The organism is Pseudomonas sp. IB20 (assembly GCF_009707325.1).
GTDB lineage: Bacteria > Pseudomonadota > Gammaproteobacteria > Pseudomonadales > Pseudomonadaceae > Aquipseudomonas.
This window is the reverse complement of sequence record NZ_CP046103.1, coordinates 54,926-73,516: the sequence shown is the minus strand read 5'-3', so window position 1 is coordinate 73,516 and position 18,591 is coordinate 54,926. Positions and strand designations below refer to the sequence as shown.

General features: G+C 60.7%; 18 protein-coding genes. 3 read left to right on the top strand and 15 right to left on the bottom strand.

The window, feature by feature from the left end:
- Positions 1 to 362: 362 nt before the first annotated feature.
- Genes GJU48_RS00350 through GJU48_RS00330 form a run of 5 tightly spaced genes read right to left on the bottom strand, consistent with a single transcriptional unit; the run spans position 363 to position 4,286 of the window.
- Positions 363 to 998 carry an SCO family protein gene (locus GJU48_RS00350; protein WP_094949682.1) on the bottom strand — a complete coding sequence of 212 codons (636 nt, stop codon included), beginning with the start codon at positions 996 to 998 and terminating at the stop codon, positions 363 to 365.
- The gene (cyoE, locus tag GJU48_RS00345) at positions 995 to 1,894 is read right to left on the bottom strand and encodes a heme o synthase (RefSeq protein ID WP_083355933.1); all 900 of its coding nucleotides are present in this window, start codon (positions 1,892 to 1,894) and stop codon (positions 995 to 997) included. The genes GJU48_RS00350 and cyoE overlap by 4 nt, the downstream gene beginning before the upstream one ends.
- Positions 1,882 to 2,961, bottom strand: coding sequence for a COX15/CtaA family protein (locus tag GJU48_RS00340; protein ID WP_094949683.1), 1,080 nt, complete (start codon positions 2,959 to 2,961; stop codon positions 1,882 to 1,884). Before GJU48_RS00340 ends, cyoE begins: the two co-directional genes overlap by 13 nt.
- Before the next feature lie 10 nt (positions 2,962 to 2,971).
- Positions 2,972 to 3,556 (bottom strand): hypothetical protein, encoded by a 585-nt coding sequence (locus GJU48_RS00335; protein ID WP_094949684.1) that lies wholly within the window; start codon positions 3,554 to 3,556, stop codon positions 2,972 to 2,974.
- Positions 3,522 to 4,286: an SURF1 family protein gene (locus tag GJU48_RS00330; RefSeq protein WP_094949685.1), complete on the bottom strand. Its 765-nt coding sequence runs from the start codon at positions 4,284 to 4,286 to the stop codon at positions 3,522 to 3,524. The genes GJU48_RS00335 and GJU48_RS00330 overlap by 35 nt, the downstream gene beginning before the upstream one ends.
- A 28-nt stretch (positions 4,287 to 4,314) precedes the next feature.
- Here GJU48_RS00330 and GJU48_RS00325 point away from each other — a divergent pair, with 28 nt between their 5' ends.
- On the top strand, positions 4,315 to 4,518 hold the full coding sequence (locus GJU48_RS00325) for a twin transmembrane helix small protein (protein ID WP_016969525.1): 204 nt from the start codon (positions 4,315 to 4,317) through the stop codon (positions 4,516 to 4,518).
- Between the two features lie 6 nt (positions 4,519 to 4,524).
- Here GJU48_RS00325 and GJU48_RS00320 read toward each other — a convergent pair whose 3' ends face one another.
- The 4 genes from GJU48_RS00320 to coxB form a co-directional block, all read right to left on the bottom strand.
- Positions 4,525 to 5,412: a cytochrome c oxidase subunit 3 gene (locus GJU48_RS00320; protein WP_094949686.1), complete on the bottom strand. Its 888-nt coding sequence runs from the start codon at positions 5,410 to 5,412 to the stop codon at positions 4,525 to 4,527.
- 35 nt (positions 5,413 to 5,447) lie between these two features.
- Positions 5,448 to 5,999 (bottom strand): cytochrome c oxidase assembly protein, encoded by a 552-nt coding sequence (locus tag GJU48_RS00315; protein WP_094949687.1) that lies wholly within the window; start codon positions 5,997 to 5,999, stop codon positions 5,448 to 5,450.
- A 135-nt stretch (positions 6,000 to 6,134) separates the two neighbouring features.
- On the bottom strand, positions 6,135 to 7,721 hold the full coding sequence (gene ctaD / locus GJU48_RS00310) for a cytochrome c oxidase subunit I (protein ID WP_094949688.1): 1,587 nt from the start codon (positions 7,719 to 7,721) through the stop codon (positions 6,135 to 6,137).
- A gap of 58 nt (positions 7,722 to 7,779) precedes the next feature.
- Positions 7,780 to 8,907, bottom strand: a complete 1,128-nt coding sequence (coxB, locus tag GJU48_RS00305; RefSeq protein ID WP_094949689.1) for a cytochrome c oxidase subunit II — start codon at positions 8,905 to 8,907, stop codon at positions 7,780 to 7,782.
- 369 nt (positions 8,908 to 9,276) lie between these two features.
- Here coxB and GJU48_RS00300 point away from each other — a divergent pair, with 369 nt between their 5' ends.
- Positions 9,277 to 9,924, top strand: coding sequence for a hypothetical protein (locus GJU48_RS00300; RefSeq protein WP_094949690.1), 648 nt, complete (start codon positions 9,277 to 9,279; stop codon positions 9,922 to 9,924).
- Positions 9,925 to 10,054: 130 nt separating this feature from the next.
- Here GJU48_RS00300 and GJU48_RS00295 read toward each other — a convergent pair whose 3' ends face one another.
- From GJU48_RS00295 to GJU48_RS00270, 6 genes are all read right to left on the bottom strand, one after another.
- Positions 10,055 to 11,596, bottom strand: a complete 1,542-nt coding sequence (locus GJU48_RS00295; RefSeq protein ID WP_094949691.1) for a SulP family inorganic anion transporter — start codon at positions 11,594 to 11,596, stop codon at positions 10,055 to 10,057.
- Positions 11,597 to 11,680: 84 nt separating this feature from the next.
- Positions 11,681 to 12,412, bottom strand: a complete 732-nt coding sequence (locus GJU48_RS00290) for a carbonic anhydrase (RefSeq protein WP_094949692.1) — start codon at positions 12,410 to 12,412, stop codon at positions 11,681 to 11,683.
- Positions 12,413 to 12,639: 227 nt separating this feature from the next.
- Positions 12,640 to 13,698, bottom strand: a complete 1,059-nt coding sequence (locus GJU48_RS00285; RefSeq protein ID WP_094949693.1) for a PA0069 family radical SAM protein — start codon at positions 13,696 to 13,698, stop codon at positions 12,640 to 12,642.
- A gap of 81 nt (positions 13,699 to 13,779) precedes the next feature.
- Positions 13,780 to 15,078, bottom strand: coding sequence for a cytochrome c (locus tag GJU48_RS00280; RefSeq protein WP_094949694.1), 1,299 nt, complete (start codon positions 15,076 to 15,078; stop codon positions 13,780 to 13,782).
- A 12-nt stretch (positions 15,079 to 15,090) separates the two neighbouring features.
- A complete protein-coding gene (locus GJU48_RS00275) occupies positions 15,091 to 16,875 on the bottom strand; it encodes a GMC family oxidoreductase (RefSeq protein ID WP_094949695.1) in 1,785 nt (594 codons plus the stop codon).
- 2 nt (positions 16,876 to 16,877) lie between these two features.
- Entirely contained in the window at positions 16,878 to 17,630 is a 753-nt protein-coding gene (locus GJU48_RS00270; protein ID WP_094949696.1) for a gluconate 2-dehydrogenase subunit 3 family protein, read from the bottom strand.
- A 274-nt stretch (positions 17,631 to 17,904) separates the two neighbouring features.
- Here GJU48_RS00270 and GJU48_RS00265 point away from each other — a divergent pair, with 274 nt between their 5' ends.
- Complete coding sequence (locus GJU48_RS00265) at positions 17,905 to 18,591, top strand: dual specificity protein phosphatase family protein (protein WP_094949697.1); 687 nt, start codon at positions 17,905 to 17,907, stop codon at positions 18,589 to 18,591.

Genomic DNA, 18,591 nt, shown 5'->3' with positions numbered 1-18,591 from the left:
CTGGCTTGCCCGCGATAGCAGAGTGTCAGTCACCGAAGATGGTGACTGGCCCACCGCTATCGCAGGCAAGCCAGCTCCCACATTTGTTTTGTGTTGCTCCGATCGTTCCCACGCTTGCAACCCAGGGCGCTCTGCGTCCGCTCTTCAGGTCGTGACGCGGAGCGTCACCAGAGGCATTCCCACGCGGAGCGTGGGAACGATCAGCGCCTACGTGCTTACTTACGCTGCAACTGTTTTGTGTTGCTCCGATCGTTCCCACGCTTGCAACCCAGGGCGCTCTGCGTCCGCTCTTCAGGTCGTGACGCGGAGCGTCACCAGAGGCATTCCCACGCGGAGCGTGGGAACGATCAGCGCCTACGTGCTTACTTACGCTGCAACAACCCTGGCAACTGCGCCACCAGCTTTTGATTGTTCAACGGCGCACGAATAAACCCGCGCTGCGTACCATCCGGCCCGATCAGCGCCAGGTTGCCGCTGTGGTCGACGGTGTAGTTGGGCTTGCTGGTATCCGCCGGAATGAACGGAATGCTCACCGCATTCGAAACCTTCTGCACATCGTCCACATTCGCGCCGGTCAGGCCTTCGAACTGCGGGTCGAAGTAGCCCAGGTACTGCTTGAGCTGAGCCGGGGTATCGCGGTTTGGGTCAACGCTGACCAGGATCACCTGCAACTTATCCACAGCCTCTTTGGGCAGTTCGCTCTTGATCTGACGCAGTTGAGCGAGGGTGGTCGGGCAGATGTCGGGGCAGAAGGTGTAGCCGAAGAACAGCAGGCTCCATTTGCCTTTCAACTCATTGACCACCACCGGCTGGCCGTTCTGGTTTGTCATGGTCACTGGCGGCAACTGGCGGCTTTGCGGCAGCAGGATGATGCCGGCGTCGATCAGCGCGGTGGGGTCACCCTGGCCCTTGCCGCTGAGCACTTTGTTAACGGTCAGGCCCATGATCAACGCGACGATGGCCACCAGGATAAAGACGGTTTTTTGAGTTCGAGTCATAGGTTCAACAGTAAGTAGTGGTCTACGAGCAGCGCGATAAACAGCAGGAACAGGTACCAGATAGAGTACTTGAACGTGTTGATCGCCGCGTGCGGCTTGCTGCCACGGTACAGCACCCAGGCCCATTGCAGAAAGCGCCCGCCCAATACTAACGCGCACGCCAGGTACAGCAGGCCGCTCATGTGGATCACATACGGCAACAGGCTTACCGCCAACAGGGCGAAGGTGTAGAGCAGGATATGCACCTTGGTGTAATGCTCGCCGTGGGTGACCGGCAGCATGGGGATGTCGGCCTTGGCGTATTCCTCCTTGCGGTGAATGGCCAGGGCCCAGAAGTGTGGCGGGGTCCAGGCGAAGATGATCAACACCAGCAGCAGCGGCTCGGCGCTGACATGCCCGGTAACCGCAACCCAACCCAGCAGCGGCGGCGCGGCGCCAGCGAGGCCGCCGATGACAATATTTTGCGGCGTCGCGCGCTTGAGAAACCCGGTGTAGATCACCGCATAACCGAGCAGCGAGGCCAGCGTCAGCCACGCCGCCAAGGGGTTGGTAAACGCCAGCAGCAGGGCCAAACCTGCAACAGCCAGAAACAAAGCAAAGGCCAGGGCGGCCACTGGCGACACGCGCCCTTCTGCCATTGGCCGTTTATGCGTGCGCGCCATGACTGCATCAATGCGCCGATCCACCACATGGTTGACCGCCGCCGCGCCACCGGCACACAGGGCAATGCCCAAGTTGCCGAAAATCAGCACCGCCCACGGCACACCGGCGCGGGTCGCGAGGAACATGCCCACCAGCGATGTGATGAGCATCAGCACCACCACTTTCGGCTTGGTCAGCTCCAAATAGTCCCGCCAGATCGCCTGATCGTGACGCGCGCCGATCAAGGTCGCCATGGCATCTCTCCTTTAAGGGTGATGAGGCCCGAAACGTGTTTGCGTGGAATGAAGCGCCAGCCGAACGGCAACTGATGGCGCACCCGGACCAGGCTGGTGCGCGCGTGGTAATTGACCAGCACCAGCGTCAGCAACAACGCCGCACCGCCGGCGTTATGGCCGACTGCAACCGGCAGCGGCAGGTGAAAGTAGACGTTGCTCAAACCCAGACAGAGTTGTGCCGCCAGCGCGATCAGCAGCAAGCCCGCGAGCCGGGTCATGCCCACAACGCGCAACTGCCAGGCCAAGCCCAACAGCACCAGCGTGACCAGCACCGCGCCGATCCGGTGGGTCAGGTGAATGGCCGTGCGCGCTTCACTGTCGAGCTGCCCGCCGAGGTAATTGGGGCCGATGTGTTGGGTGAGGTGGAAGCCATTAGCAAAGTCCGCCGCAGGCCACCACTCGCCATGGCACGTGGGCAAATCGATACAGGCCACCGCTGCATAGTTGGAACTGACCCAGCCGCCCAGCGCGATCTGGCCGATCACCAACACCAACCCGGCGGTTGCCCAATATTGCAGGCGTTTGGGCACGATCAACGCAGGCAGCACGCCGGACAGCCGAAGGGTCAGCAGAAACAACAAGCTCAAGGTGGCAAAACCACCGAGCAGATGGCCCGTGACCACTTGCGGCCACAGCTTCAACGTCACCGTCCACATGCCGAACGCTGCCTGGGCAAACACTACCGCCAACAGGAACAACGGCAACTTCACCGGCTGGCCCGGATCACGCCGATGGCTCCACGAACGCGCCGCCAGCAGCACGATCAGCACACCCAAGGTGCCGGCAAAATAGCGATGGGTCATCTCCGCCCAACCCTTGTCAGCCTCCACTGGCGCATCGGGGAAATGCAGCTCGGCATGCGCCAGCTGGGCTTCGCTTTGCGGCACGCTGATAAAGCCGTAGCAGCCCGGCCAGTCTGGGCAACCGAGGCCCGCGTGGGTCAGGCGGGTATAGGCACCGAGCAGCACGACGATCAGCGCCAGCAAGGTGGCAAACAACGCGAGGCGAAATCCAGGTTTGGCCATGACGATGCCCTTATCCGATGTTCGACAGTTTCAGCAGCAGGCGCAGGTCGTTGAGCAAGTCCTTGCCCTTGACCTTGGCGTCGTAGCGCAACACCAGGTTGCCGTGCGGGTCGACGATCCACAGTTGCGCATCGCCAGGTGCGGCGGCGTCTTTACTGAAGGTCGACAGGTCCAGCGGGTAGCGTTGCAGTTGCGGGTATTCGGCTTTGAGCTTGGCCTCGTAATCGCTGCTCACCGGCTGCGCACTGGCCAAGGCATGGCTGGCGCGGGACGCATCGCGGCCCAGGCTGATTTGCAACTGGCGCGCCAGGTACACCAGTTGCTGGCAGTCGGCGGCGCAGGCAGCGGGCGCGGTGACCAGCAACTGCCAGCGATCCTCATCGGCCTGCACGCCGATGTCGGCGCGGGTCTGGCCATTGCCGATCAGTTCGCCATGGTAGCTGCGGTTGTCCGGCACCCAGAACTGCAGTTTGTACATAAAGGTGGCCAGCGCCATCGGGCCGATCACCATCATCAAAATCAAAATCAGCTGCCAGCGGCCTTTGCGCCGGTCGGGCGCCTCAGATGCGCTGGGTGGATTCATGGCCGCTCCCATGGGACTTCTCCTTTTTGTTGTGCCAGCCGAGGTAGAGGTAAAGCGCCAGCAACGCCAGCGCCATGGCGAACCACTGCACGGCGTAGCCGACGTGTTTTTCCGGGCCCATGGCGACCACCGGCCAGGTGGTGTCGTACGTACCGGGGCCGGGTTCCGCGCGTAGCTCGTAGGCAAAGCCGCTACGGCCCAATTCAGCCCAGAGGGCGGTGGGGTGAAGCGCGGTAAGCAGGCGCGGCCATTGCGTGGTCGCGGGGTCGGCGTGCAACTGGAAGGTTTCGCCGGGGGCGACATACACCCAGGCGTCAAGATTCAACGGTTGCTCGGGTGTGCTGAAGACCGGTGGCGTGCGTCGGTCCGGCCACGGCAACCAGCCGCGATTGAGCAACAGCCACAGGCCGCTGGCCTGGTCGTGAAAGGGTTGCAACAACTCGACACCAGCCTTGCCATCGCGCATGCGGTTGTCGAGCAACACGCTGTGCTCGGCGTCGAACTGGCCACGCAGGCGTACGCGGCGAAAGGCCGGGTCTGCCCTGCCATTGAGTTGCACACTGTCGATGGGCTCGGCCACGCGCCGCTCGGCATAGCTGTCCACCAGCAGCTGTTTTTCATGGCCGCGCGCCAATTGCCAGAACCCCAGGCCCACCATCAACGGCAGCAGCACCAGCACCACCAACGTGGGTGCGAGCCCTGGGCGAAAGTCTTTTATGGCGCTGGCTATACTGGTTTTCATTGCCCGCCCATCCAAATGGAACCTGACCATGCTCAAAGCAGCTATTGCCCTGATGCTGATCGCGACTGTCGTAAGCCTGTTCAGTGGCTTGTTTTTTCTGGTCAAGGACGAGGGCAACTCCAACCGCCTCGTCACCGCCTTGACCGTGCGTGTCGTACTGGCCGCGATCACCGTAGGCTTGATCGCCTGGGGCTTCTTCAGCGGCCAGTTGGTGTCTCATGCGCCGTGGTAAGGCGCCTCACAGCACATAAACGAAGAAAAACAGGCCGATCCACACCACATCCACAAAGTGCCAATACCAACTGGCCGCTTCGAAGCCAAACTGGTGCTCGGCATTGAAGTGCCCGCGCAGGATGCGCATCAGCATCACAAACAGAATGATGGTGCCGATGGTCACGTGGGCGCCGTGAAAGCCGGTGAGCATGAAGAAGGTCGCGCCGTAAACGCCCGAGCCGAGGGTCAGGCCCAGTTCTTTGTAGGCGTGGATATATTCCTCAGCCTGGAACCCGAGAAACGCCAGCCCCAGCAGCACTGTGATCGCCAGCCAGATTTTCAGCGCGCCGCGATGGCCTTTGCGCAAGGCATGGTGGGCGATGGTGATGGTCACACTGGAACTCACCAGCAGGATGGTATTGACCAGCGGCAGGCCCCACGGGCTGATAGTGCCCTCCGGCGCTGGGTACAGTTTGGGGTCCGGGTTGTTGAGCAGCGGCCAGGCGAACTCGAAGTTCGGCCACAGCATATGCGCGACGCCTTTGGAGCCTTCACCCGCCAACCACGGCGCCGACAGGTGCCGCACATAAAACAACGCGCCGAAGAAGGCGATAAAGAACATCACCTCGGAAAAGATGAACCAGGTCATGCCCCAGCGAAACGAGCGGTCCATCTGCGGGCTGTACAAACCGGCACGGCTTTCCTTGATCACCGCGCCAAACCAGCCGAACAGCATGTAGGCCAATAGCAGGCCACCGACGAAAAAGATCCACGGGCCGTGGGATTCCGGGCGCGCCGCCTTCAGGTCGTTGAACCACACGGCCAGGCCGTACACGGTGATCAACATGCCAAACGTAGCAATTATTGGCCATTTGCTTTGTGCTGGTACGTAGTACGTATCATGAGACGACATGTATTCGCTCTCCTGATTGAGGGGGCAAACAGTAGCTAGCCGCCGGTGTGGACAGCCACCGGCGGTTGGCGCGCAGTGATATCAAACAGGGTGTACGCCAGGGTCAAATGCTTCACATCCTTGGGCATGTCACGGTCGACAATGAAACGCACCGGCATTTCGATGCGCTGACCTGGCTGCAGCACTTGCTGGGTGAAGCAAAAGCACTCGGTCTTGTGGAAATACATCGCCGCTTCGGCCGGGGAAATGCTCGGCACCGCCTGTGCCGTCATGGCCTTGTCGGTGGGGTTGTAGGCGACGAACAGCATCTCGGTGACTGCGCCGGGGTTGACCACTACCTCGTCAGCCTTGGAATGAAACTCCCAGACCATGTCGATGGCATTGGTCGACAGGAACTGCACGCGCACCTGGCGCGTAGGGTCGACCATCTGCTCGCCCTCGTACTGCCCGGCGGTTTTGCCGTTGATGCCGAACGCCTTGCACATCACGTCGTAGATCGGCACCAAGGCGAAACCGAAGGCGAACATCGCCACCACCAGGATCAGCAGGCGGGTGACCAGGCGCTTGATGGGCACGGACTCAAGCATGGCAGCCACCCCGCTTTTGACTTTCTGTGGGCGCTGGCTTGCCTGCGATGAGGGTTTGGCAGTTAGTTGCAGTCACACCGCTATCGCAGGCAAGCCAGCTCCCACAGGAGAGCGAGGTAGCCTGGGCCAGAGTGTTCACTTGACCTCCGGCGGCGTGGTGAACGTGTGGTACGGCGCAGGCGAGGGAATGCTCCATTCCAAACCTTCGGCGCCATCCCACGGTTTGGCCGGGGCTGGCGGGCCGCCGCGGATGCATTTGATGACGATGAACAGGAAGAAGATTTGCGTGGCGCCAAACATGAATGCGCCAATCGAGGAAACCATGTTGAAGTCGGCGAACTGCAGGTTGTAGTCCGGCACCCGGCGCGGCATGCCGGCCAGCCCCACAAAGTGCATCGGGAAGAACGCCATGTTCATGCCCACGAAGGACAGCCAAAAGTGCAGCTTGCCCAGGGTTTCGTCGTACATGTGGCCGGTCCATTTCGGCAGCCAGTAGTAGGCCGAGGCGAAGATGCCAAAGATCGCCCCGGGCACCAGTACGTAATGGAAGTGCGCCACCACAAAGTAGGTGTCGTGGTACTGGAAGTCCGCCGGAGCAATCGCCAGCATCAGCCCCGAGAAGCCACCGATGGTGAACAGGATCACGAAGGCCACGGCGAACAGCATCGGCGTCTCGAAGGTGAGCGAGCCTTGCCACATGGTGCTCACCCAGTTGAACACCTTCACGCCCGTCGGCACGGCGATCAGCAGCGTGGCGTACATGAAGAACAGCTCGCCCACCAAGGGAATGCCGACCACGAACATATGGTGCGCCCACACGATGAACGACAGGAACGCGATACTCGCTGTGGCGTAGACCATCGAGGTGTAGCCGAACAGTGGCTTGCGCGAAAAGGTCGGGATGATCGAGCTGACGGCGCCGAAGGCCGGCAGGATCATGATGTACACCTCGGGGTGGCCGAAGAACCAGAACACGTGCTGGAACAGCACCGGGTCACCGCCGCCGGCCGCACTGAAGAAGCTGGTGCCGAAGTGGATGTCCATCAGCATCATGGTCACGCACCCGGCCAGCACTGGCATCACCGCGATCAGCAGGAACGCGGTGATCAGCCAGGTCCAGACGAACAGCGGCATTTTCATCAGGGTCATGCCCGGCGCGCGCAGGTTGAGAATGGTCGCGACCACGTTGATCGCGCCCATGATCGAACTGATGCCCATCAGGTGGATGGCAAAGATAAAGAACGTCACGCTTTCCGGCGCGTAGGTGGTAGAGAGCGGGGCGTAGAAGGTCCAGCCGAAATTCGGCCCGCCGCCCGGGGTGAACAAGGTGGAGACCAGCAGCAGGAACGCCGCCGGCAGCAGCCAGAAGCTGAAGTTGTTCATGCGCGGCAGGGCCATGTCCGGCGCGCCGATCATCAGCGGGATCATCCAGTTGGCCAGGCCGACAAAGGCCGGCATCACCGCACCGAACACCATGATCAGGCCGTGCATAGTGGTCATCTGATTGAAGAACGCCGGCTGCACGATCTGCAGGCCGGGCTGGAACAGCTCGGCGCGGATCACCATGGCGAACGAGCCGCCGAGCAGGAACATAGTGAAGGCGAACCACAGGTACATCGTGCCGATGTCTTTGTGGTTGGTGGTCAGCACCCAGCGCATCAGGCCTTTGGCGGGGCCGTGGGCATGGTCGGTGTGACCATGGTCATCGATCACAGTGCTCATGGCCGTTCTCCTGCAGGCAAGTGGGCGAGGCGTTTCGTGGCATACGCAGTAAGGGCTGTCATTTGCTTTGCGCCTGCTTGATGGCCAGCACGTCTTTAGGCGTGACCATGTCGCCTTTGTTGTTGCCCCAGGCGTTGCGCTCGTAAGTCACTACGGCGGCGATATCCACTTCCGACAGCTGTTTGCCGAAGGCGGCCATCGCGGTGCCGGGCTTGCCGAAGTACACGCGGTGCAGGTGGTCTTCCTTGGGTCCGATGGCAATCGGCGAGCCTTTGAGCGCCGGGAACATCGGCGGCAAGCCTTGGCCTTCTGCCTGGTGACAGGCCACGCAGGAGGTGTGGTAGACCTTGTCGCCACGCGCCACCAGCTCTTCGAGGGTCCACTCTTTGGAGGTCAGCTCCTTAAGCTTGGCCGCTTCTGCCTTGCGCTCGCCGAGCCAGGTGTCGTAGTCGGCCTTGGATTTGACCTCGACCACAATCGGCATGAAGCCGTGGTCCTTGCCGCACAATTCGGCGCACTGGCCACGGTAGATGCCGGGTTTCTCGACCCGAGTCCACGCCTCGTTGACGAAGCCGGGGATGGCGTCGCGCTTGACTGCAAAGGCCGGCACCCACCAGGAATGGATCACGTCGGCGGCAGTCACCAGGAAACGCACCTTGGCGCCCACCGGCAGCACCAGCGGCTGGTCGACTTCGAGCAAGTAGTGCTCGCCCTTGGTGGCCTGGTTGTGGATCTGCTCGGCGGGTGTGGCCAGGTTGCTGAAGAACTCCACGTCCTGGCCCAGGTATTTGTAATGCCACTTCCACTGGTAGCCGGTGACCTGGATATCGATATCCGACTCACTGCTGTCGTAGATATTGATCAGGGTCTTGGTCGCCGGAATCGCCATCGCCACCAGGATCAGCAAGGGCACCACGGTCCAGAGGATTTCCACGGTCGTGCTCTCGTGAAACTTGGCGGCCACCTGGCCCGTGGACCGACGGTGCAGGATCATCGACCAGAACATCGCGCCAAACACGACAATGCCGATCACCACACAAATCCAGAAAATGGTCATGTGGAGGTCAAACACGGCGTGACTGACTTCAGTAGCCCCTGGCGTCATATTCGTTGTCCAGGCGGCGTGCGCCTGGCCGAATACTGACCACAACAGTAGGCCCATCCAAACGTGTGGATGTCGCGTCATTGCGGGTTCCCCTTTATGTTTCTTGTTATCCCGCCGGTTTGCACCTGCGGCGAAGGGAGCGGCTTCCATACTGCTTACAACCGCCAAGCCTTGCCTGCGTCATGCAGTTGGGCGTCATCAGCTAATTGCGTACAAAACCGAGTATAGACAGCCGCACCAACCCCGCAATGTGTAAGGCCAAATGAGCAAAAACAGACGGGCGGACCTAATAACTACGGGGCCGCAAACGTTTATCCGACGAACGATGGCAATTCGATATAACGCATGCGCATAACCATGAAATAATTATGACAAACGCGTCTTAGGCTCTCGTATAAACGAGCTACCTTGTCCTTTCCCTTTTCCTACGCCTGTTTCACTGGAGTTTTCATGAACACCGCCGCATTGCGCGAGCAGATTTCCCGTGCCCATCAACACGAAGCCAGCACTGGCCAGCTTGCCCAGCAACTGGAAAAACAATTGCCGCACCTGCATTCGGCCATTTCCCTGACTGACGGTGATCGCAACATTGTCATGACCCGTTTTGTTACTGCCTACATCGAACTCGTCCCGGACTTGCTCGAAGCCGCCAATGACGTGGCCCGCGAAGCCGGCATCGAAAGCCAGATCAAACCGGTGCTGAAAATCGCCGAGCATTTCTTCCTGCAGCCGCCCGCGATCCTGGCCGGCCATGAAGGCCTCGACAGCCTGCTGGACGAGGCTTACCTGGCTCACCGCTTGGTGGAAGAGGTCAACGATCTGTACATCAAGCATTTCGGCCAGCCGCTTATTCCGGCGGACACCACTGTGGCTAACGTGATTGCCCATCAGCTGATTGGTGAAACATTCGCCAATAAGCTGGATGAAGCCGTGCACCTGGCAGTGGATGAGATGCTCAACGAGGAGAGCTTTGCGCTGGAGTCGGTCGAGGCGTATCGCGAACAGCTGAAAAGCCCGGAAACGGAAGCGGCGTGGAAGCGCTGGCCGTGCCTGTCGCGGCAGTTGGGGGTTGAGTTGGCGTTGGATCAACCGGCTTAAACTTCCGATCGGACGCGAGCCAAATGTGGGAGCCGGGCTTGCCCGCGATTGCAGTGGGTCAGTCAGCTAATGTGTTGACTGACACTCCCTCATCGCGGGCAAGCCCGGCTCCCACATTGTTTTGTGGTGCTCAGACAGGGGCCGAACCAATCCCCACCGTCGTGCGCACCCGGCCTTCCAGCCGGCGCTTCAACCCGCGCGCCTCGATCATCAGCTTCGAGCCCTTGGCCGCATTGGCCCGGCCCCATTCCTCCAGCAACTCCAGGCAGGAATGGTCGATGTAACTCAGGTTGCTCAGCGGCACATGCAACGTAGTCCCCGCAGGTACCGAGGACAGCACTTGGGTCAGCGCCGGCACTTTCAGAAAGGTCGCCGCACCGGTCAGACGCAACTCCATCTCACCGTCCTGGGGCAGGTCGATCAGGCTGATTTTCAGTCGCGACGCCTTGAAGGCGAGTTTGACCAACGTCAGCCCGAAGCCCACCAACACGCCGGTCGGCAGGTCGGTAAAGATGATCGCCAACGCCGTTGCGGCATAGGTGAACATCGGCATCCGCCCATAGCGGCCCAGCGCTCGGAATGCTTTCACGTCCACCAGCTTGATCCCGGTGTACACCAGCACACCCGCCAGGCTCGCCACCGGAATGCTTTGCAGCACACTCGACAGCAGCAGCACGAACCCGAGCAGCCACACACCGTGGAACATCGCCGACAAGCGCGTGGTCGCACCGGCCTGCACGTTAGCCGAGCTGCGTACGATCACGCCGGTCATCGGCAGGGCGCCGACCAAACCACAGAGCATGTTGCCCACACCTTGAGCAGACAATTCTTTGTCGAAATCGGAACGCTGACCGCTGTGCATGCGGTCAACCGCTGCGGCAGACAGCAGCGTCTCGGCACTGGCGATGAACGCCACAGCGAACGCGGCGATCAACAGCTGTGGGTCGGCCAGGTTCAGCAGGTCGCTGGGGCGCAGCCAGTCAATGGCATCGGCGAGGTTTTCCGGGACTTCCACGCGCTTGACCTGCAACGCCAGCACCAGGCTGGTGACGGTTGCCAAGCCCACGCCCAACAAGGCGCCGGGCACGAAACGCAGTTTTTGCGGGCGGAATTTATCCCACAGGTACATCACCAGCATCGTCGACAGGCCGAGCAACCCGGCTTGCCAGCCAAGGCCGCCGCCGAGGGTCGGGATCGCCTCGATCACTGCTGCCGGGAAGCCCGCCAGGTTATCCAGCCCTGAAGGCTTGGGTGCGCCGTCGAGCATCACGTGGACCTGGGACAGCACGATCAACACGCCGATCCCCGCCAGCATGCCGTACACCACCGCCGGCGCCGTGACACGGAACCAGCAGCCCAGGCGCAAACGCCCGGCCACCAGTTGCAGGAACCCCGCCAGCAGCAGGATCGGCCCGAGCATCATCATGCCGTGCTGGCGCACCAGCTCGAACACCAACACCGCCAAGCCCGCTGCGGGGCCGCTGACTTGCAGCGGCGAACCCGCCAGCCAGCCCACCACCAAACCACCGATAATCCCAGTGAGCAGCCCTTTGGCCGGCGGCATACCGGAAGCAATCGCAATGCCCATGCACAAGGGCAGGGCAACCAGAAACACAACCACGGAGGCGAGCAGCTCCCGCGGCAATACAACTTTTAATTGAGCAGCACGCATGATGACTCTCCCGAGGCATTCGCCGGGCGCGGCAATGCCTGGCTGCATCCATGACAGCCACCGCATTACCCGGCAGGAAAGTGTTTAGAAGCGCGCTTTAGGCGTCGCGCAAGGGATTGGCCCGTCGCCGCTCAGCGGTCGGAACGCCGCTTGATCCGCATCGTAAGCGCGGATTTCACTGGTCTCGATGTTGTAGATCCAACCATGGATAAACAACTGACCATTGGCCATGCGCGAAGCCACGGAAGGGTGGGTGCGCAAATGCTGCAACTGGGCGATGACGTTTTCTTCGGTCAGCACCTTCATGCTTTCGCCTTCATTGGCGCAGTCGCAGTTGTCCTCGACCATGGACTTGGCGACCTCGGCGTGTCGCAGCCAGGCCCGTACCGTCGGCATCTTTTCCAGGCTCTGGGGGTTGAGCACCGCCCGCATGGCGCCGCAATCGGAATGCCCACACACGATGATGTGCTGCACGCCCAGGGCAAGTACCGCGTACTCGATGGCCGTGGAAACACCGCCGTTCATCTGGCCGTAGGGCGGCACCACGTTACCCACGTTACGGGTCACGAACAGGTCGCCGGGGGAGCTTTGGGTGATCAGCTCCGGCACGATCCGCGAGTCGGCGCAGGTGATGAACATCGCCCGTGGGCTCTGGGCCGTGGCGAGTTTCTTGAAGAGTTCTTCCTGCTGGGGGAAGACGTCGTGATGGAAATGCAAAAAGCCGTCAACAATGTGCTTTAGCGCTGCATCGGCGGTTTCCGCCACCTGAGAGGCTGAAGCCGACGCAGCCGACGGCTGTTTATCCTTATCACTCATGATTCATCCTCTTGATTAATGCAGGGAGAGTGTTCAGATCAATTCGACGCTGAGCCAGTGGAATAGTTGTGAACGCCAAAGACCCAGCTTTCGACCCGTCAGTCACTCACTGGACAAGGTAGCCGTCTAAACTTAACTCAAACTGAATGAACCGCTCTAAATCGCGGGTTTAGGTGATGTCAATACGCGACTATTCCTACAAAATCGAACGGCATTGCCTCTTCAGTTTACAACAATGCCATCTGCCTGCCCGGTGGACAGAACGCGCTGCAATCCAGATTAAACCCTTCCCGCCGGTTCAGCCCCAGGCGCTTGATGGCTTTGCTGAAACGCTGCGCCAACAGATCGGCAAATGGCCCCTCGCCACGCATGCGCACACCAAAGCGGCTGTCGTAAACCTCCCCCCCGCGCACCTGGCGCACCAGGCTCATCACATGGGCCGCACGCTGCGGGTAATGCGCCGCCAGCCACTCCTCGAACAGCGGCGCCACCTCCAGCGGCAGGCGCAGCATCATATAGGCTGCACTTTGCGCACCGGCGGCGTGGGCTTCGGTCAGCAGGCTTTCCAGCTCGCTGTCGTTGATCATGGGGATCATCGGCGAGCACAGCACGCCCACCGGGATGCCGGCCTCACGCATCACCCGAATCGCCCGCAATCGCGCCTTGGGCGCCGCCGTGCGCGGTTCCAAGATGCGCTTGAGCTCGTCGTCCAGGCTGGTAAGGCTGATCATCACCGCCACCAGCCGTTGCCGGGCCAGCTCGGTCAGCAGGTCGAGATCGCGCAAAATCAGCGAGCCCTTGGTGATGATGGTCACCGGATGGCGGTAGCGCAGCAGCACTTCGAGGGTTTGCCGGGTGATCTTGTATTCGCGCTCGATGGGCTGGTACGGGTCGGTATTGGAGCCCAGGTTGATCGGCGCACACACATAGCCCGGCTTCGACAGCTGTTGTTCCAGCACATCGGCGGCATTGGTCTTGGCGATCAGTTTTGTTTCGAAATCCAGCCCCGGCGACATATCCCAATAGGCATGGCTGGGCCGCGCGTAGCAGTAGATGCACCCGTGCTCGCAGCCGCGATAGGGGTTGATCGAGCGATCAAACGGCAAGTCCGGCGAGTTATTGCGGGTGATGATGCTCTTGGCAGTTTCGATACGCACTTCGGTGCCCTGGGTCGGCGGCACTTCCTGGAACCAGCCGTCGTCTTCGGCCACGCTGACGGTAGGCGCAAAACGGTTATGCAGGTTGGTAGCCGTGCCCCGGCCACGGGGCGGCAGAGGTGTAGACATGAAAACGCCTCGATACTGTTTTTATGTACAGTATAGAGGCGTCATCGTTATGACCAGTGCCGTTTGGCGGCGAGCACAGGATTAGTGCTTTTGCGTCACTTGCCCCAGGTCATCGCCCGAAGTAGTGCGCATATCACTCTTGCGCAGGTCCGTCACGTCGCTGGCTTTTACCGGCGCGCCCTTATTGCCCCAGCTGCCACGGACGAAACTGACCACATCCGCCACTTCCTGGTCCGACAACCGCCACGCGAATGCCGGCATGGTGAACGTCGAGGGTGCCGTGTGGGTGGCCGGCAAGGTGCCGCCGTTCAACACAATGTTGATCAGCGACGTAGCATCTGCCGTCTGCAACACCGGGTTACCCGCCAGTGCCGGGAACACCCGCGTATAGCCATGGCCGTCGGTACGGTGGCAGGCCGCGCAGTTGTCGATGTACACCGACGCGCCCGGCTTGCTGTCGTCACCTTTCCACAGCGCCTCGGCCACCTGTTTGTCGTACTGGTGCGGCTGATCTTTAGGGTCCACCGCCGGCAGGCTTTTGAGGTAACGGGCGATAGCGGTCAGGTCGTCCTGGGACATGTACTGCATGCTGTGCACCACCACATCGCTCATGCCGCCAAACACCGCGCTGCGATCACTGCGGCCGGTCTTGAGGAATTGCACCAACTGCTCCTCGCTCCAACTGCCGAGGCCGTCCTTGTGGTCGCCACGCAGGCTTTTCGCGATCCAGCCTTCCAACGGCGCGCTGCCGGACAGGAAGGCGTTGCCGTCAGTGGCACTCAGGGCTTTTTCCTGCATGGTCAGCGCGCGCGGCGTGTGGCAGGCGCCACAGTGGCCGAGGCCTTCAACCAAATACGCACCACGACTAACCACCGGATCGGCAGCCGCTTGTGCCGGATGCTCTTGCACTGTCGGCGCAAACATCCACCGCCAGGCCGCCAACGGCCAGCGCATGCTCAGGGGCCAAGGAATATCGCTGTCCTTGTTCGCTTGGGCGACCGGCTCAACACCCTTCATGAAGTACGCATACAGCGCCTGCATGTCGCTGTCGCTGACACGCGCGTAAGACGGGTAGGGCATCGCCGGGTAAAGCGTACTACCGTTCTTGGCGACGCCATGGCGCACGGCCTTGTCGAAGTCTTCGAAGCTGTAGTCGCCCAGGCCGGTCTTGTCCGGGGTGATGTTGGTGGAGTAGATCACGCCGATCGGGGTTTCCATCGGCAGGCCGCCAGCGAAGGGCTTGCCACCCTTGGCGGTGTGGCAGGCCACGCAGTCACCGGCGCGGGCCAAGTATTCGCCCTGTTTGACCAGGTCGGTTTCGGCGGCGCTCACCGAGCAGCTGCTGAAGAGCGCCAAGGAGGCGATAACGAGTGCTTTCATGGTCATCGCTCCTTATGCCTGAACCAGTGGGCCGGGGTTTTTAAGGTACTGCTCACGGATCGCCCGCGCCGACCAATAGGTCAACGCCGCTACCAGGCCGGTAGGGTTGTAGCCCAAGCCTTGTGGGAAAGCCGACGCGCCTGGGACAAACACGTTGTGTACGTCCCAAGATTGCAGGTAACGGTTCAAGGCACTGGTTTTCGGGTCGGTGCCCATGATCGCGCCACCGTTGAGGTGGGTGGTCTGGTAAGCCGCGGTGTTGAAGTGCTCACCGACCTTTTTGCCCAACACAGCAATGGCCTTGGGGTTCATCGCTTCGGCGACTTTGCCCATTTTCTCCATCATGAAACGGTTCATCTTGATGTCGTTTTCCTGCCAGTCGAACGTCATCCGCAGCAAGGGCAGGCCGTAGGCATCGCGGTACACCGGGTCCAGATCCAGGTAGTTGGCCCGGTAGGATTGATGCGCGCCGTGGGAGTCCATCGACACTTGGTGGGTGTAGTAATCGGCGGTGGCGCGTTTCCATGCACTGCCCCACGCCGGGGTGCCCGGCGGGTTGGACGTACCGGCAATCGGCCGGCTGCCGGCCTGGTTGACCCACATCGGCGAACCGCCAACAAAGCCGTGCGGCCCGTGGTCGAAGTTGTCCGCGTTGAAGTCGTCGATGGCCACGCCATTGCCGCCCGCACCGATGAAGTTGTTGGTGTGGGTGTCCTTGTCGAAGAAGGCTTTGATGGTACCCATGTTCTGGTAGGCGAAGTTCCTGCCCACCACGCCCTCATTGGTGATCGGGTCGTAGGGCTTGCCGATACCCGAGAGCAACATGAGGCGCACATTGTTGAACTGGAAGGAACCGATGATCACCAGATCCGCCGGCTGCTCGCATTCGCGACCCTGGCCGTCGATATAGGTCACGCCGGTGGCTTTGCTCTTGGTGCTGTCGAGGTTGACCTTGAGTACGTGGGAATTGGCCCGCAGCTCAAAATTCGGCACTTGGCGCAACGCCGGCAGGATGTTTACGTTCGGCGAGGCCTTGGAGTACATGTAACACACGTAACCGCTGCAAAAACCGCAGAAGTTGCACGGGCCCATCTGCGCGCCGTAGGGGTTGGTGTATGGCCCCGAGGTATTGGCCGACGGCAGGTTGTAGGGCTTGTAACCAACGTCGGCAGCCGCCTTCTGAAACAGCTGTGCGGAGACGGTGTTTTTCTGCGATTCCAACGGGAACGGGTTGGAGCGATCCGGCGCATACGGGTTGCCGCCACGGCCTTCGCCCACCAACTGACCTTTAACCGTCCAGGCCTGGCCGGAGGTGCCGAAGACTTTTTCCGCGTAGTCGAAAAACGGCTCCAGTTCTTCGTAACTCACGCCGAAGTCCTGGATGGTCATGTCTTTGGGAATGAAGTTCTTGCCGTAGCGCTCCTCGTAATGGCTGCGCATGCGCAGCTCAATAGGGTCTACGCGAAAATGCACGCCCGACCAGTGCAGGCCCGCGCCACCCACGCCATTGCCCGGCAGGAACGCACCCAACTGCCGGTTGGGCAAGGCGACGTCGTTCACGCTATGGCGAATGGTCACCGTCTCCTTGGAAATGTCCTGGAAGAGTTTTTTACGCACGCTGTAGGTCAGTTCGTCGATGACCTGCGGATAGTTGCCGTCCGGGTAAGTGTCCTGCATCGGGCCGCGCTCCAGCGCTACCACGTTGAGGCCAGCTTCCGTCAGCTCCTTGGCCATGATCGCGCCGGTCCAGCCGAAACCCACGATCACCGCATCGACTTTCTTCATGATGGTCGCCACGTTTATGCCCTCTCGCCGCGAATGGAAACAGCCGGAAAGGGGTATTGCTCGTTGCGTTCCACCCAATCCATAAAGTCGGCGCGGGCGCCGGGGAAGCCGATCATGGTCCAGCCAACCATGCCTTTGTTGCCGCCGTGGATCGGGTCACAGAAGAACCCTTCCTTGGTGTTTTGCAGCAGCAAGTTGAAAAACATCTTCGCCGGCACCGCCTCGAAATGTGCAGTCATTTCGCTGCCGCCCGCCTCCATGCGCCGCAACATGTCGTCCTGGGTAGCGCTGTCTTGCGCAGCAAAAGGCTTCCCGTTGAACGCCTTCGACCAAGCATCCGTCGCAGCAATGCCCAAGCGATAGATGTCCTTGGGCACCAATTTGCTCTGCCAGCCCATCTCCGACGGTGCATCGGCGTTGAACGGGCCTTGCATGAACCACAGCGCGCCGGCGGCATACGGCGTGTTCATCTGGCGGTCGATGTATTCCGGCGCGCCGGCTTCCAGAGCACCAGGGCCTTGGGCGTCAGCGGGAATCAAGCGTGCGACGGCGGCGTTGATAAACGCCCACTCTTCGGCGCTGAAGTAGCTCGGCTCGTAGGCCTTGTCGCTCGCGGGCGGTTTAGCCTCGGCGGCCTGGGCCGATTCCGGTGTGGCCATCAGCATCGAGCCACCAAAGCCGGTGCTGGCAACCGTGACCACCGGGATCAAGGTCAAGGATTTGCGCAAAAAGTCACGCCGGGGGTTGTCTTGATCTTGATCAGACATGGGTGCACCTCATCATGTGGTCACGGGTTCATCAGCCGCTTCTGGGAGCAGCGTGAAGGCTTGCCGAGGAAATGGGATCCAAAGGGATAGAACACACTGGCAAACAATAGTTACAAATGATAGCAGGCTAAGAATTAGAAGAACCGATTCAGCGATAAAAACACCGGATCAGGCCGAATATTCACGATCCTTTGACGAGCACCTCACGCGGCGTTGACTCCCGGCAAGCGAATCTGTGACCCATCAGCCAACTCCCTATTCGGTCACCCAACGCATGTTCGAGATTCGATTGCTGCCTGCCCTCGGCATGGCGTTCCTGGCCTTGTTCGCCACCGCTCACGCCCAAGCCGACGGCGCCTCTTCGCTGCGCTCACCGGAATGGGCCCAGCCGGTGGGCGACCAATTCAACCTGCACCAGATGACGCCCACGCTGTATCGCAGCGCACTGCCCGACAGCAGTGCGGTGCCTGTGCTGGAGAATCTCAAGATCGGTACGGTGATCAACTTCCTGCCGGAATCTGATGCGGCGTGGTTGAAAACATCTGATATCAAACAGGTACAGCTGACTTATCGCACCAACCATGTCGACGATTCCGACGTGCTGGCAGCACTAAGAGCTATTCAGGAAGCGCAAGCGAACGGTCCGGTGTTGATGCACTGCAAACACGGCTCTGACCGCACCGGCCTGATGGCGGCGATGTACCGCGTGGTGATCCAGGGTTGGAGTAAAGAAGACGCGCTGAACGAGATGACCTTAGGCGGTTTCGGCACCAGTAATGGCTTCAAGGACGGCGTTCGCTACATGATGAAGGCCGATGTCGACAAGTTGCGTAAAGCGCTGGCGAATGGCGATTGCAGCACCAGCGCGTTTGCGCTGTGCTCGATGAACAGTTGGCTCAACACGACCAGCAGTAGCCGTGTTGAACCAAAGAAAGAGACTGAGCTGGTACTGACGCCCTAA